This is a genomic window from Paenibacillus sp. GCM10027626, assembly GCF_042676285.1.
Lineage (GTDB): Bacteria > Bacillota > Bacilli > Paenibacillales > Paenibacillaceae > Paenibacillus_Z.
The window spans coordinates 24,055-40,075 of the sequence record NZ_JBHTHC010000025.1 but is presented as its reverse complement, the minus strand read 5'-3'; the positions used below and the strand labels follow the sequence as shown (position 1 = coordinate 40,075).

The 16,021-nt window shown below is 45.8% G+C and carries 9 protein-coding genes; 8 read left to right on the top strand and 1 reads right to left on the bottom strand.

Going from position 1 to position 16,021, the window contains the following annotated elements:
• Window positions 1–118 precede the first annotated feature (118 nt).
• Window positions 119–697 carry a TetR/AcrR family transcriptional regulator gene (locus tag ACFQ0N_RS32070; protein WP_379334191.1) on the bottom strand — a complete coding sequence of 193 codons (579 nt, stop codon included), beginning with the start codon at window positions 695–697 and terminating at the stop codon, window positions 119–121.
• A 446-nt stretch (window positions 698–1,143) separates the two neighbouring features.
• On the opposite strand from ACFQ0N_RS32070, the gene ACFQ0N_RS32065 reads away from it, so the two are divergent.
• From ACFQ0N_RS32065 to ACFQ0N_RS32030, 8 genes are all read left to right on the top strand, one after another.
• The gene (locus tag ACFQ0N_RS32065) at window positions 1,144–2,763 is read left to right on the top strand and encodes a response regulator (protein WP_379334190.1); all 1,620 of its coding nucleotides are present in this window, start codon (window positions 1,144–1,146) and stop codon (window positions 2,761–2,763) included.
• Window positions 2,750–4,603 (top strand): cache domain-containing sensor histidine kinase, encoded by a 1,854-nt coding sequence (locus tag ACFQ0N_RS32060; protein WP_379334189.1) that lies wholly within the window; start codon window positions 2,750–2,752, stop codon window positions 4,601–4,603. Before ACFQ0N_RS32065 ends, ACFQ0N_RS32060 begins: the two co-directional genes overlap by 14 nt.
• A gap of 183 nt (window positions 4,604–4,786) precedes the next feature.
• Window positions 4,787–5,728 carry an ABC transporter permease gene (locus tag ACFQ0N_RS32055; protein WP_379334188.1) on the top strand — a complete coding sequence of 314 codons (942 nt, stop codon included), beginning with the start codon at window positions 4,787–4,789 and terminating at the stop codon, window positions 5,726–5,728.
• 30 nt (window positions 5,729–5,758) lie between these two features.
• Window positions 5,759–6,649, top strand: a complete 891-nt coding sequence (locus ACFQ0N_RS32050; RefSeq protein ID WP_379334187.1) for a carbohydrate ABC transporter permease — start codon at window positions 5,759–5,761, stop codon at window positions 6,647–6,649.
• Window positions 6,650–6,758: 109 nt separating this feature from the next.
• A complete protein-coding gene (locus ACFQ0N_RS32045) occupies window positions 6,759–8,537 on the top strand; it encodes an extracellular solute-binding protein (protein WP_379334186.1) in 1,779 nt (592 codons plus the stop codon).
• A 103-nt stretch (window positions 8,538–8,640) separates the two neighbouring features.
• Entirely contained in the window at window positions 8,641–14,136 is a 5,496-nt protein-coding gene (locus ACFQ0N_RS32040; protein WP_379334185.1) for an S-layer homology domain-containing protein, read from the top strand.
• A gap of 107 nt (window positions 14,137–14,243) precedes the next feature.
• Window positions 14,244–14,834 (top strand): glycosyl hydrolase family 28-related protein, encoded by a 591-nt coding sequence (locus tag ACFQ0N_RS32035; protein ID WP_379334184.1) that lies wholly within the window; start codon window positions 14,244–14,246, stop codon window positions 14,832–14,834.
• A gap of 96 nt (window positions 14,835–14,930) precedes the next feature.
• Window positions 14,931–15,956, top strand: a complete 1,026-nt coding sequence (locus ACFQ0N_RS32030) for a hypothetical protein (protein WP_379334183.1) — start codon at window positions 14,931–14,933, stop codon at window positions 15,954–15,956.
• Window positions 15,957–16,021 lie beyond the last annotated feature (65 nt).

Genomic DNA, 16,021 nt, shown 5'->3' with positions numbered 1-16,021 from the left:
AGATGAAAGGAACATGAAGGAAATATTACAATTACATTACAAAGTGAGATTTTGTAGACTTTTATTGGCTCTAAATCAAAATAATTGCTTGTTGGAAATGGCTTTAGACTTAAGCCATCTATTTCGTCGAAATAAACAGCCCTTCCGTAATCATCGTAAAGAGGAAGCGCTCCAGATCCTCTCGGGAGTAATCAACCTGATGGTTCAAGTAAAAATTGCAGGTGTTTTGCAAAGTGCCGAAAATGCTGGCCGCGGCCAAATGCGAGTCCAAATCGCGCAAAAAATTTTCCTCGCTCTTGCCTTCCTCCAAAATCGCCACGAGAAATTGCAAATGCTCGCTTCTAATCTGCTTTAATTCATCCAGTACGTCCTGCTCGATGCCATTGGACAGCTCATTAAATACGATATGCGAGAAATGGCGCGATTCCAGAAACAGATCCAGATAGTGATTGATGGTGCGGGTTATCTTGTCTTTCAGCGGGATTGGCGCGCATAAGTCGGCGTTAATTTGCTCAGTAATGCGCTGGAAGCCTTGCTTGACAATTGTTTTAAACAACTGGGCTTTCCCCGGAAAGTTGTAGTAAAGAGTACCTTTCGCTACTTGCGCGCGCAGGGCAATCTCATCCATACTCGCCCGATGATAGCCATTTTCCGAAAACACTTCAATAGCGGCTTGAATGATTTTATCCTTGCTCAATTGGGAGACTACCTTTCATATAAATTTGCAGTCTATAAACCGACTAGCCAGTATAAAAACAGGATAACAGAATGGAAATTTATTGGCAAGGTGCTGCAAAAAAATAACCTGCGGACATCCGCAGGCAACAAGAGAGAATATATAATAAAGGGGGGTCATAACTACATCATAAAGCTGCAAGATGAAATGAAGATGAAAAAAAGATGAATGAATTATTACGGTTGTATTACAAAAATGTGGGCGCTTTAATTTGGTGTCTGCCGATTGGTGAGGGGAAATAAAGTTCTGCCGCGGCTTCGAGTGAAACTACCCGTTCATGGCTATTTCAATCATTACGATAGATGGAAATTGCGCAGGAATTTGAAGAAACGTAACGAATCTATGTCTTTAATCAAGCAAGTAAGCAAGTTCTACACGTACGCTTGTCAGAGAAATGGAGGGGTTGCATGTACCGCGTTCTACTCGTAGAAGATGAACTACTTGTCCGGCTCGGACTGAAAAATTCGATCGACTGGAAACGGTTTGAAATGCAGATCGTTGCCGACGTTGCCAACGGTGCGGAAGCATGGACTGTATATGAGAAAATTAGGCCGGAAATCGTCATAACCGACCTGAAGATGCCGATTATGGGAGGGATGGAGCTGATCGCTAAAATCAGAGCCGTCAATCCGAATACCCAGCTGGTCATTCTGACATGCCTTGAAGAATTCGAGCTTGCCCGAAAAGCGATGTCATTAGGCGTCAGCAATTATATCGTGAAGCACAGCGTGTCTACGGAAGAATTGGAGCAAATGCTCGGCAAACTTCAGGCGGAGCTTTCAGGCAGTTCAATCAACCAGACCGTGCCTGAAGCGGATATAGATGTAATCAAGGAAAAGCTGTTTAAAGACTATTTATTTCTTCAGCGTTATACAGCGGAAGAGTTTACGCAGAAAGCGGAACTATTGGACCTATCCCTTACTCCCCGAAATATCGTTGCTTGTGCGATGGAAATCGATTCATTCGAACGATTGCGGGAAAAGTTTAAGGACGATAAAGGCGAGCTTATTCGCGTATCGTTGCTGAACGTTCTGAATGAAGTCATCAAGGTTCATGGCCACTGCGAAGCATTTCAGGACAATGAAAGCCGGTATGTGCTGTTGTTTAGCAGCCCCGAATCGATAAGCGGCAAAGAAATCGAGGAATCGTTGTATCGCATGCTAGGGCATATCCGCAAAGTGATGGTCACGTATTTTAATGTAAGCGTTTCATTTGGAATCAGCAGCAAGCAGGATGGTTTTGTACACCTGAGGCGACAATACACGGAATGTTCGCAAGCGCTGGAGCAATCTTTTGCCGGTGGAATTGGAAACATTTATTTATGGAGCAAAATGGCGGAAGACGGGCGATCAGGGAAGGCGGAAGAGAGGCTGCTCAGTTTGATTGGGTTATGGGAGAAAGTAAGCGTCCGGTTTCAGATGGATTTCGCTGACCAGATGAACCATTTTATTGCTAATAAACACTATCTCACGAAACTCGAATCGCAAAAAGCTTTTATACAATGGCTGCATAAACCTGTTCTATCCTTGCGCCTTACAGGCGAGGACACGGCGGCCCTCTGCTCAACCTATGCTCAGCGGCTTGCTCAAGCGAGAACGCTTGATGCCATGATCGATCTGTATGAGGCGTATGTAGAGGAATTGATCGAAAAAATGATCGTTCGGAAGCGGACAAGCGGTCCGGTTACCCAGGCACTGCGTTTCATCGAAACCCGCTATGCGGAAGACATCTCGCTGCAGCAAATCGCTGAAGCTGTATCTATGAACGCAAACTATTTTAGCACCTTGTTCAAGAAAGAAATGGAAATCAATTTTATTGATTACATTCTGCAATTCCGAGTAGAGAAGGCTAAAGAGCTGTTCCTGCACTCCAATCTGAAATCTTACGAGATCGGGGAATGTGTAGGCTTTGTTAACTACAGCCATTTCAGCCGCGTGTTCAAAAAATATTCGGGTCTGAGTCCGCGGGAATTCCGTAAGCAATGGGGCGTAGAATCGATAGAGGATGGTCAGCATGAAGATCTTTAGCCGGGCTGCCTGGATGGGAAAGAGACGCAGTTTTCGCCTACAGCTTCGAATCTCTTTCATATTGATCAGCTTGATCGCCTTATTGATGAGCGCGATTCTTACCTACTATGGTGTACTGGAAATTCTTGAAAGAAAAACGAATGAATTATCGATGCAATATTTTTTGCAAGCCGATGACTCGATTAATGAATTTCGGCAAGAAATTGACAAAATGACGAGGCAACTGCTGGTTGATCCAAAAATTCAACAATTTTTAGACAACAACGTTACGGAAATACCAGCACAAATTCAATTACACAGAGAAATTATGCAAGAGATGGACGTTTACTTGGGAAATTACGAATATCTGGATTCGATCTTTGTATATGCCGAGGATGGCAGAGCTATTGGCGTTACAGGAATAAAATCGGAACTGCTCAAAGATGATCGGAAGCAGGGACATTTTTATTCCTCTTCTCTGCATCATCAAGTGCTGCAGACCAAGCTGGAAAACGATTATCCGAAAATGGTGTGGGAAGGGGCTCATCGAAAGGAAGATTTCGGGGAAGCTTTATTGGGAGTTAAAGATGGACCGATGAATCTGATTACGGCGGCTCGGGCTGTCAAATCTCTTTATCAGAGCTTGCCTTCGGCGACGTTGATGATCAATATTCGGGAAGATAAACTGTTCTCGTTGTACAACAACCTGAAGTCCAAGCTGAACGGGCAGATTTATATTTGCGACGGTTCGGGTCGAGTCATTTCACATGTCAATAAGCGTTTGCTGGGTAACTCAAGTGAAGTGTGCGCAGAAATTCCCGCCAACTCACCAAGCGGCAGCATTAAGAAGCAGGATGAGCAAATTGTTTATTATCAGGTCAGCGGCTCGGATTGGACTATGGTCAAGGAAGTGCCGATCGGCGAGTTTATTGAAGATATTTTCAATTTGCGCTTTCAGATGCTTTGGATATTTGGAGTTACCTTCGCCGCCGCTCTCATTGCATCCGCAATTTGGATTAAAAAAATTACGAAACCGATGCATAATTTAATGGAAGCGATGGGGAACGTCGAAAAGGGCAACCTCGATTTCACCATTGAAGATAACCAAATGAATGAGTTTAGCCGATTAAGCGGAGGTTTTAATCGGATGTCCAGCGGAATTAGGGAGCTCATCGAGCAAAATCGGAGGGTTGAGAATGAGAAAATTAAGGTTGAAATCCAGATGCTCCAATCTCAAATCAATCCCCATTTCTTATTTAATACCTTGAACACGATTAAGTGGATGGCGGTCGTAAATAAGTCGGATAACATTACAAAAAGCATTACCGCTTTGTGCAACCTGCTGCGGCCGATTTTCAAAAATCCGGCATTATTATGTACGCTTAAGGAAGAGCTGGAGTATGCAGATCATTATATTACAATTCTAAACTACCGGTACGGAGAAGGGATCGAGATTGAATATGCGGTTGCAGAGGATGCATTATCCTGCACGGTCCCGCGGTTCATTTTACAGCCGATCATCGAGAATGCCATTTTACATGGATTCGAGTACAGCGGCTACGCTGGCAAAATTCGAATTGAAGTGGAAGAGCTTCCGCCATTTATCGTTATTTCTGTCATCGACAACGGACGAGGCATGTCTGACGAAAATTTACAACGGGTGAAGGAATGGATGAAATCCCATAAACCTGAGGAGCAGCCGGAGTCAGGCGAAGACGCATACGGAATCGGTCTGGCGAACGTTTATCGCAGAATCCGCTTAAACTTTCCGGAATCACCGGGGCTAGCAATCTCCCAATTGGCGTCAGGGGGGTCTCGCGTCGACTTGTATATTCCGAAAGCTGAAAAGCTGAAAAGCTGAAAATCAGCAATGTTTTTCTGAGAATAAATGATATTTGTACAAGGCAGAACAAAATGACAAACAATCTACCGAAAAAGGAACATCATTTCGGAGATTCCATCATTTTGCCGCTGCCTTTTTCTATTTATGATAAGGACATTAACAATCATCTTACCTGCAAGCAGGAGACTAGGAGGAACAAGGTTGGAGCTACAAGTAGCCACAAAGCGGCTGGCAGTCAAGAAAAAGAAAAAAAAATTCAGCATGACATTGTTGCTTATGGCTCTCCCGTTTATTATTCTCGTTATTGTTTTCAATTACGTTCCACTGTTCGGATGGATTTACGGCTTCTATGATTACAAGCCGGGCATCCCGCTAAAGGACTCGGAGTTTGTCGGACTGAAATTTTTCCGGCTTGCTTTTATGGATCAGGGGACCGATCTGGTTCGCGTATTGAGAAATTCGTTAGTTCTTAGTTTCTTAAGTATTCTTGTTTCACCGCTTTACGTCGCATTTGCCATTTTATTAAACGAGATGAGAGGAAAATGGTTTAAGAAATTCGTACAAGTTACAACAACGCTCCCTAATTTCATCAGCTGGGTACTTGTCTACTCCATATTTTATGTATTCTTTGCTGTATCGGACGGGGTTGTTAATACGTTGTTACTTAAGCTCGAATGGATTCTCTCTCCGTTTAACTTCCTGGGGAACAATGACATCGTTTGGATTTTCCAAACGCTGGTCGGATTATGGAAAGGCTTGGGATGGGGAGCGATCATTTATTTGGCGGCGATTGTAGGGATTGACCCAGAGCTGTATGAAGCAGCCAAATCTGATGGCGCCGGTAGATTTCGCACGATATGGCACATTACGGTTCCTGGCATTATGCCGACCTTTGTCGTGCTGCTCCTGCTTAACGTGAGTAATATGCTGAACAACGGCTTCGAGCAATTTTACGTCTTCTACAACGCATTGGTTGCGGACCGACTAGAAGTGATCGATTATTACGTTTACAGAATCGGTCTGGAATCAAACGATTTTTCATATTCCACTGTGCTCGGCATGTTTAAAACGATCGTCAGTGTTACCATTTTGTTTACGGTAAACTGGATCGCTAAAAAAGTACGAGGGGAAAGCATTATTTAACTTCTCGGCTGGAAAGAGGGTTTAATTTCATTGAGACGAGAGCGGTTTTTTGATATTTCCTTTCATGCCGCAAACTATATCTTTTTTGCTTTGTTTACGCTTTGCTGCATCTATCCATTCTATTATATTCTGATTAATTCCGTCAGCGATCCGGTGTTGGCGGCCAAGGGTGTGTATCTACTCCCAAAGGGATTTAATCTGACCGTCTATCGCGAAATGTTGAGTCGAGAGGCCATCACGATTTCGTTTGGCGTTTCGCTATCGCGTGCTGTCATTGGAACGATCATCACCGTTTTCAGTTGCGCTTTATTTTCCTATATTATCACTAAACGGGAGATGCCGCTGCGCAAGACGGTCTATCGGCTCGTCGTCGTTACTTTATATTTGAACGCTGGTCTTATCCCATGGTATCTTACGATGAGAGAACTTGGTCTTAAAAATAACTTTATGCTCTATATTTTGCCTTCTGTTATCGCCGGTTTTTTCATCATCCTGATGAAAACGTTTATCGAACAAATCCCTCCGGCGCTGGAAGAGGCTGCGGTGATGGAGGGAGCCGGTTATTTTATGATTTTCACCAAAATCATCATTCCAGTATCATTGCCGATTATCGCAACCGTAACGGTGTTTAATGCGGTCAATCAGTGGAATTCATGGATGGACAATCTGTTTTTGGTGAATGATCCGAGATTGCAAACCTTGCAGCTTACGCTCCTCAATTTTTTGAAGCAATCGGAAGCGCTTGCAAATGAGGCGACAAGACAACTAATGGGCAACAACCAGAAAAACCAACAGCTGATCTCTCCACAAAATGTAAAGATGGCGATCACGATGATTGTGACAACGCCGATCCTCTTTATATACCCTTTTATGCAAAAGTACTTTGTAAAAGGAATTATGCTAGGCTCTATTAAAGGCTAGCGGTTGATACAAGGCCGTGGAAGAAACTTGCATTACGCCAAGAACGGCGTTGGTCGTTTCTTCCTAAGCTTTCGTATATATTAAATTACTTTAAGGAGGGGTCAAAACGATGGGAAGAAAAAGATTTAAAAGCTTTACGGCATTATTAGTGGTCGCTTCTCTGGCGACCATGATTGGATGTTCCAATTCCAATACGAAGGAGAATGTGCCATCTCCATCCAATGGAAACACGCCAAAGGGCCAGTCAGAGCCGAGTGACAACAAGGAAAAGACGAGGGAGCCAGTAACGCTGAAATTGACAAGCGACAATACGTTATTTGCAGCGGCGCTATCTGCCGGTGTTCAAAACGATCCGGTCATGCAGGAAATTCAGAAGAAAACCGGTGTTAGGCTTGAACTGGACACCCAAACCGATGACAAGAAGTTTAATTTGATGATGGCAGGTGGGGATCTTCCGGATATTATCGTCCTGCAAAGCTCCGCGAAGTACTTAAAGCAAATTATTGAAGGTAATCAAGTCATTGCAATGGATGATTTAATTGAAGAGCATGGCAAAGATATCATAAAGGATTCGCCTAAAAAAATCGAAATCAGCAAGAAGTTTTTCAGCAATGGTACAGGAAAATTGTACGCGATTCCTGGTATTGCCAGCAATATCGGTCCGATGTACACCTATGCTTCTCCTGCCTATAACATTCGCTGGGATTATTACAAGGAATTAAACTATCCGACAATCAACAATATGGATGATCTTCTGAACATGTTCGCTGAAATGCAGAAAAAACATCCAACCAATGACCAAGGGCAGAAGGTTTACGCTTTGGCTCCGCTGTTCGACTGGGGAATGGTACCTTATGAACTGTTTGATCGCTTCTTTAATCGAATGAACAGAAACAATATGTTCGTATACCTGCAACCAGAAACGTTTATGCCGGCTGGAGGCATTCTGGATCCAGATACGGCCTATTGGAACGGAACGAAATTTTACCGAAAAGCGAACGAAATGGGTCTGCTCGATCCGGATTCGTTCACCCAAAAATTCGAGAATTTCGTAGAAAAGGTGAAGAGTGGTCGCACGCTTTATTCCCCGGTGTCATGGGCGGGAACAGGTGAGGCCAATGTTGCCCTTGCCAAAATTGACCCTAAATCGGGCTGGGTGCCGCTTCCAGTACCTGCTGGGCAAAGCGTTTATATGGGAGAGTTCGGTGAGAACGGCTTCTCCAATCGCTTGTTTATGATTTCGAAAAACTGTAAAAATCCTGAGCGAGCTATGGAGCTCATTAATTATTTGCAATCATTCGAAGGATCGCGGCTGATTCTAAACGGCATTCAAGGCAAGAACTGGGATGTAATCGATGGCAAGCCGCAATGGAAGCAGGAGACGATCGATGCACAGAAGAACGATCCGAATTTCTCGCTAGAAACTGGAATCGGACTTTACTGGAACCTTGCCGGCTTCGTGGACAACTATACCGATCCTCAATATAACATCCCAATGAATTACACCAATAACGAAACGTATTGGAAAACGCAAATGACCGAGCTGGATAAAGATTATTCCGAGCATTATGGAGTCACTTATCCCGGGGAACTGGTGGAGAAGCGCGCGGAGTCAGGCGAGATTTACAAAATTTATTACGATATGGACAATGAGCTGGGAATGAACCTAAGTATGCCGGACGACATTAAGCGGATTGAAACCAAAGTATCGGATTATTTGGTCAGAATGGCGCCGAAGCTGATCTATGCCAAATCGGAAACCGAGTATAACGGTGTTCAGGCAACGATGATGGAGGAATTGAAAACGATGGATGCGCAAAAAGCGATCGATTACTGGATGGTTACTTTGACGGATGCAGCAAAAACGTATGCTGAACTCAAAAAATAGCCAGCAGAAACAGCTGGCCGATTCATCACGCTGACGCATAATGAGGAGAGCAGAAAAGTCTCTCCTCTTCTATTAAGGACTATTTTGAAAGGGGTTACAAGCGGTGAGATTATCTCATTTATCTAAGAAATGGTTAGTCAAGTTTACAATACTAGCTCTTATGATTACAAATGTAAATATATTCGCTCCCTCTAACATTGCTTCTGCGGAGAACAGTACATTTGAATATGTAGGTCAAGATTCATTATTTATCACAACGCCGGAAACAGAGACCGGTATTGACGATCCGACGGCATCGGATGGAAAAACAGCCAGGAAAACCGTTCTAGAGACTAATGGATGGAATTTCCAGTTGCGCATGAATAATGGAATTTTCACCAATGATGCCAATGGCAATACAACAGGAACTTCCCCACTTGCATCATGGAGGCCCTACGAGCTCTACGCGAGAGTGAAGGTGGATTTTAATGAAGAAAATGCTATAGGAGATGCTTTCAAGGCAGGGGTTTATTCGATCACGACAGGCAAATTACGAACTGACGAGCTTAGCGTTCCACTATCATCCCTTCATGCGAATGAGTGGACGGATATTAAGATTGGAACTTATTATCCGTCTTTAGTCGATTACGAGATGGCCTATCTGGCTCCTTCCAACGGGATGAATCACATCATCTCGACGATTTCTGTTGACAAATTCTACTTTAAAGAGGCGCCACTGGGTGAGCCATCCATTACCTTTGATCCGATCTCGCAGAATACGCCTATAGGGGAAAACGGAGGAACATTGACTGCGTCCGTTAAAACCACCTTTATTCCCAATGGCGAGAATTTGGACATCCGGGTTCTCAATAGCAGTAACGAGCCGCAAAGTTTTGTAATCCAATCAGAAGCAGTCGCAAATAACGCGGCTACCATTACGATTCAAGTCCCGCCTTTTACCGCAAGCGGAACGTATACCATTGAGGTCAACTACGAGAATATCACCAAAGCCACCACAACCTTTGACGTAGCGGTACCTGAACTGGCGATTGAAGTTTTTGATGCCTTGTCCATTAATAATACAGATCGTAAAGCAGGCAATCGTCTGAACTATTTAAATACATCCATTGACGGACGTTGGTGGGAAGCAACCAGCGAGCTGGTTTTTGCGGGTGATGAAGCAGACAGCTACATTACGAGCAAAGCTGAAGGTGATACTTATTACCCTCTGGCGCAGGTTTCCTATACACCGACAGAAGCTTTAACAAGTATCGAGTATGACATTCAATTCGGGAATATGTCATCCGGTTGGATCGCGCTCGGATATACGAAAGACTTGAACTATCATTGGTTTACAGGACAACTCTGGGTACTTCTTACACCATCCGGGTTTTATCAAGTCTATACCGATGGTGCCAATAAATTACTTGCCTCAGGGCAAGCACAGATTGATGTCAATAGGTACACGCATGTGAAACTGGACTACGATGCTGCTACGAAGACGTCATCCTTATGGATTGATGGAATTCGTTACCAGAATAAGCTCTCTGTTGGTGATACACCGTTAGAGATTCATGCAGCAGGTTTTATGATGATCGGGCAGAGTGCTTATGGACAGAAAGTGAAAAATTTTACAGTCAGAGGACAATCTGAGGATGTACCTCCACTCTATCCTGACGATATTGTGAAGCCAGAACCAAGCGATTTTCCAATTGGGGTATTCGATGCTGCGCAATTAATGAACGGGAAGAAAACAAAGTTTAAGCAGATCATTATGGATCTGCAGTCCAGAGGGCTGAATGCGATCATGCTGGCTGGCGGTGATGCAGAGAAAGATGATGATTTGTTGGAAGTATCGGATAAGTTCGGTTTGGATGTTATGTACGGTCCACATGTTCAAACTTATCCTTGGCTGTTCGATCGTGAGGCACCGTCAGATAAGGAAACGGCGAAAAGCCTGCTTGCACCGGTCGTGGAGGTGCTTAAGAAGCATCCAAGCGTGAAGGTGATTAATACTTCGGATGAGCCGGAACTATATATGATGGAAAAACATGTGACTGCAGCGGAAGTCATACATGAACTTGCGCCGGGCATGAAGGTTTCTGCGCCGCTAGGGGGATTCGATCGAACCGGACCGATAGCTTCAGCGGTTGATCAGGATATCTTTATCATTGATCCCTATCCGGCAGCGAAGTTTAATCCGCCTGGGGACTTTACAATGAATGGGGTTGGGTACGGCGGCTGGGATTTCGTCAGCTATATACGTGAACAGACGAAGTACAGAACGGAGGATACACCCCTGTGGATCATTATGCAGACCCATGCTTATGATGCTGGACTTTTCTCTACTCGGGAACCTTCGCCAGCTGAAGTTCGTGAACAGCAGTGGCTCGCGATCGGCGAGGGTGCAACCGGTATCTTCTGGTTTATATACTCGACGATGGAGTCTTGGATTGGCTTAAGCGAAAATGAGGTCTTATTCGATGAAGTAGGCCATTTGGCGGGTCGATTGAATCCGATGAGAGAAACGCTGCTTGGTACCAAGAAGGACCAGGATCGTTTTACAGCTAAAGCTACGGGGACTGCTCAACCTTATGTGAGCACGTTGGTAGAGAAGCAGGGTAATAAGCGATATGTCGTTGCAGTGAATACGGACGCCCTGTCGAGCCAGAAACTGACCATTGACTCTAATCAGTTCAAAGGACAATTGAAGGATCTGGAGACAGGTGAGCTGTATACAATCGGTGAATCCGCTATTGGGCTGCGTGCTGGTGATGGGAAAGTATTCGAAGTGATTCCGACAGCGGTTTATAGCGAACCAACGGTTGCTATTACGTCCGTGCATTCAGGTATCACTATTCAAGCAGGCAGCCAGCTTGGGCTGGTTGCAAATGCTGCAGCAAGTGAAGGCATCGCGAAGGTAACATATTACGCGAATGGGCAAGAAATTGCTTCTTCAACGGCAGCACCCTATCCCGTGAATTGGACGGTCAACCGTTCAGGAGGCTTATCGATTACAGCAGTTGCCACCTCGACGAAGGGGGGGGAGACGACCTCATCGCCTGTGGAATTGATGGTGACAGGCCCGGATAATTTAATTCGTAATGCCTCCTTTGAAGGAACAGTAGCGAATGGACTTCCTGCTGACTGGGAGGTAGATGAGCAGGTCACTGCAACGTTGGATAAGACGGTTTACCGTACAGGTGGTACCGCGCTGAAACTTTCCGGCAACGTAACGGATAGGGTGGTTTTAAAGCAGAATGTAGCGCTGCAGCCAAATACCGAATATGAGCTGAATGCATGGATCAAAACAGATGATGTAAAAGGTGCCGGAGCCTTACTACAAGCTGCATTCACAGGTCCCACGAAGTATGAATTTGAAACCATGCCGTTGTATGGAACGTTAGATTGGACTCGAGTGCATGTGAAATTCATGACGCCAGCAACGCTCACGGCAAGCGAGATATTCCTGAAATTGGATGCCAGGATGAACCCAGCGACCGTCTGGATTGATGATGTAAGCCTGGTTCCAACAGGCGCTAAAGAAATCAGTGACAACTTGGCACTTCATTGGTCATTCGATGAGCTTAAGGGGAGTACCGTATACGATTTGTCTGGCAATGAGCGCCATGGAGATATCGTCCGTGCACCGGATACCTTCCATACTTGGTCGAATTCTTTCGATTCCGGTGCGCCGATCGGAGCGGGTGCTCTGATACTGGATGGTGGTGGAAACTATGTGAAAACGAAAAATCCATATCATTTGAATGCTAATGCTTTCTCATTAGCGTTATGGATGAACCTGCGACAACTCAAAGATCAGGTGATATTCAGCAATGAGCAGTTGGTTGTAAAAATCGCGGAGGGACATTTGAATGCGAACATTCAAACAGACCAAGGTCAATGGCAAACGCTGAAGGGTCCTGAAGTGAAATCGTTGGGCTGGCGTCACTTGGCGGTCGTGTGTGATGGAGCAGGCGGTTTCGGGATGTATATAGACGGAGAACAGGTTGTTCATAGGAATGATGCGGGTTCGCTGGCAGCTACAGCAGGTGATACGCTTATTGGCACTATGTTGACCGATAACAGTCTGAATATGCATGGCTATGTGGATGATTTGCGGATCTATGAGCGTACGCTGAGCGGCGATGAGCTGAAGCGACTGGCTTTGAAGCTCGTAGATTCAAGTGAACCGCCAGTTGGTGAACCCATTTCTATTGCGCTCGGTGAACCGACTCCGAAGGTGCTTGTGAAGGGTATTCAAGGAAACGTGACGATTCCAGTGACAACTTCAGGCATATTGGATGGCCAATCGTTGACGGTAACGGTGAAGAACAGCTCCGGCGCCGTGCAAAACTTTGAAGTTGTTGGGAATCCAGTACAGACAAATAAACTGTCTCTCTCGATCGCTGTTCCCACAACAGCCGCAGCGGATACGTATACCGTTGCAGTCAGTTATGGAAGTGTGATGAAATCAGCAACATTTCAAATATCAGAGCCCGAATCCAATCCTTGGCAGTGGATGTATGGAGGCGAAACAACCACCAGCAATTCGACAGTATCCGTATCTCCACAACAGCTGAAAGAGCTGTTGGCAGCAGCCAAACCGGATGCAAACGGGATCGTAAACATCGTGCTCGATTATACGAAAAATAAAGCGATCAATGAAGTTCGGGTCAACTTATCGGATGCAGGTATAGATTCGGCCAAATTCGATGAGCACACTTATTTGGTCATAACAACCGAATTCGGAACCGTCAAAGTCAATGGTCAATCGCTTCAGAAGCTTGCAGCGAGCGCAACCGATCGAATTACGCTCCTCATTCGAAAAGGCAGCCTGATCGTCGAATGTCTGGTTAACGATAAGCCCGTCGATTGGTCGGACGCAGCGCATCCGCTAGTGATTGAGCTGAAACATGACCTAAAATCGGGAGAGAAAGGCGGATATGTCGTTGCCTATCGCGAGAGCGGAGGAACGAAGATGTTCATTCCCCAAAGCGTATATGCGAACGGAAAAGTGACGTTTCAAACCATCCATACGGGAACGTTCGACGTACTTTACAATGAGAAATCGTTCGTGGACACGGCCCTCCATTGGTCCGATCAAGCCGTGAAATATATGGCTGCGCGGGATGTGGTCAAAGGAACGGGGAACAACGCATTTTCACCCGATACAACGGTCACCCGTGCGGATTTTGTAACGATGCTTGTTCGGATGTTGGGGCTGAACAGCGAGGCAAACCATTCCTTCAGCGATGTGAGCAGCAGCGATTATTTCGCCAAAGAGGTCGCAATTGTCAAATCGCTCGGAATCGTGAATGGAACGGGCAACAACGAATTCAGGCCGAAAGAAAAAATATCCCGTCAGGAAATGTTCGTTATTGCCGAACGCGCCATGCGGAAGATCGGAGTGTTGCATGGAGCTGCGGATAATGTGTCCAATCTCGACCGGTTTAAAGACGCCGATGCGATATCCGTTTATGCTCGCGACAGTATCTCGGCATTGTATGCGAAAGGTCTGGTTAGTGGATTTGCCGGCAACATATTGCCCGGCAAGCACTCGAGCCGAGCTGAAGCAGCTCAGTTTCTGATGAATGTGCTTGTGGAAATTAGTCACTAGGGAGTAGAGGCAAAGAGGCAGACCGTAAGGCCGAAAGGACCGAATCATCGAGCTTAACGATTTCGGTCCTTTCGCGACAACAATGTATAGAAGGAGAGGTTTTGCTTATGCCTGGAACATACGAGGTAATCAATGTGAAGGATTTCGGTGCGACCGGGAACGGTGTTACTGACGATACGGCAGCCGTCCAGCAGGCGATTAATAGTGCTGCAAGCAGTCAGACGGTCTATTTTCCAAAAGGAACGTACCTCATTAACGTCGTTATTCCGCAAAATGGTCCCGATCTGAGAGGGGACGGCAATTCCGCCAGCCTGTTATCTTCTTATTCGGAAACCGGGTATGCGGTTGTCATTAACAAACGGCAGCTTGAAGGCATTTTTTGGGCACCGATCACAATCAGCGACCTTTCCTTCGACGGAGATGCTGCAAAGAGGAAAAACGGTGTAAGTTTCGGTTCTAAGGGAGCATATCAGGCCGGTGATGAACTGATTGGCAGGGTATTCTTCGACAACGTCCGATTTCATAATCTCGATCGATGTGTCCACAAGGTTTACGGGAACATCGGAAATTCCTTTAACCAATGCACGTTCCTGGAAGCTAGCTACCATTATTATGTCGAGAAAGACGTTTCCTCCGGACCATATGTCATGCATGGAGGCGCGGATACGATCCATAAGTGTCATTTTGAAGGCGCCTAAATTGCGTCGGTTTATATCGATAGTCCAGAGAACGGTTCCGGCCAAACCGTTATTCGCGACTCCGTATTCGAAGCCAACCCGGGATTCCCGGTCTTCGTGAAGTCATACAATGCTGTGGGCTGGAGTCCGCCGCTTGTATTTGAGAACGTCTGGTTTGAAGCAAACGCTTCAAGCCAATCGGTAACCGTAAACGGAACGAACTATGCACCAAAAGATTTTTATTTGCAGGACTGTAACAGCTGCGTTGTTAATAGATCCGGTCTAGGTAAAATCCAGCTCATCCGTTCCCAAATGTATACGAATGGGTGCAGCACGGGAGCCAATCCGCTGAGTGTGAACAAGGATAGCGCATCCATGCTGCATGTACGCGACTTTAATGTGTATACAAATCCAGATACAGAACTATACATCAGCAATGTGCTCTATTCGGCCGCGCAAGCTGGTAATTATTCCGGTCAGTTTAGCAGTCGCCCTCGTTCTCGTGTCACGATGGGCTACAACGAAAACCGAGTCTTCAACGAATCGTTCGCTACTCGCAACAGTTACACAATGGCGGGGGCAACCTCATTGACCGGTGTCAAGGCGGCGGATGGCATCTTGTTCGACTCTTGCATGGAACTTGCAATGCCTGCAGGGAAGACGAACGTATACGGTGTCGTAACGATTCCTTCCGATAAATATATCGTATGGTCCATCGACGCCAAACGGATAGCCGGAGGTGCCGTTACGATAGCTTTGACATACGGCGGTGCATTGACGAACGGCCTCGTCGTTTCGTCCGCGCAGTGGACTTCTTATCTCGGTTTGACCAATACGATTGGAATGCCGGCATTTACAGCATCGCTGTATATTAGTGGTCCGTCGTCCGGAAGTTCGACCTTCCGGCTATCCGCATACCAGATCATGGCCTTCGATACGCTGGAGCAGGCAGTGAAATATTTGGAATCTGGGCTGTATTGCGCATCGGGGAACCAGCCGGGAATTTATTACGCCGACAGCGCCCCTGCGAGCTCGCTAGGCAGAGACGGTGATATCGTGATTCATACGAATCCAGCATCAGGGGGCAATCACGGTTGGCGCAAAGTGGCGGGGATGTGGCGGGCATTCGGCACGATCACTTGACCAGCAATACCGATCTGGAAGAATTACATGTGGAAAAACGCGAAGAGTCCTTATAGGGATTCTTC

Coding starts and splice junctions, on each gene's coding strand:
- ACFQ0N_RS32035 (WP_379334184.1), top strand. CDS start 14,244: ATGCCTGGAACATACGAGGTAATCAATGTGAAGGATTTCGGTGCGACC.
- ACFQ0N_RS32045 (WP_379334186.1), top strand. CDS start 6,759: ATGGGAAGAAAAAGATTTAAAAGCTTTACGGCATTATTAGTGGTCGCT.
- ACFQ0N_RS32060 (WP_379334189.1), top strand. CDS start 2,750: ATGAAGATCTTTAGCCGGGCTGCCTGGATGGGAAAGAGACGCAGTTTT.
- ACFQ0N_RS32065 (WP_379334190.1), top strand. CDS start 1,144: ATGTACCGCGTTCTACTCGTAGAAGATGAACTACTTGTCCGGCTCGGA.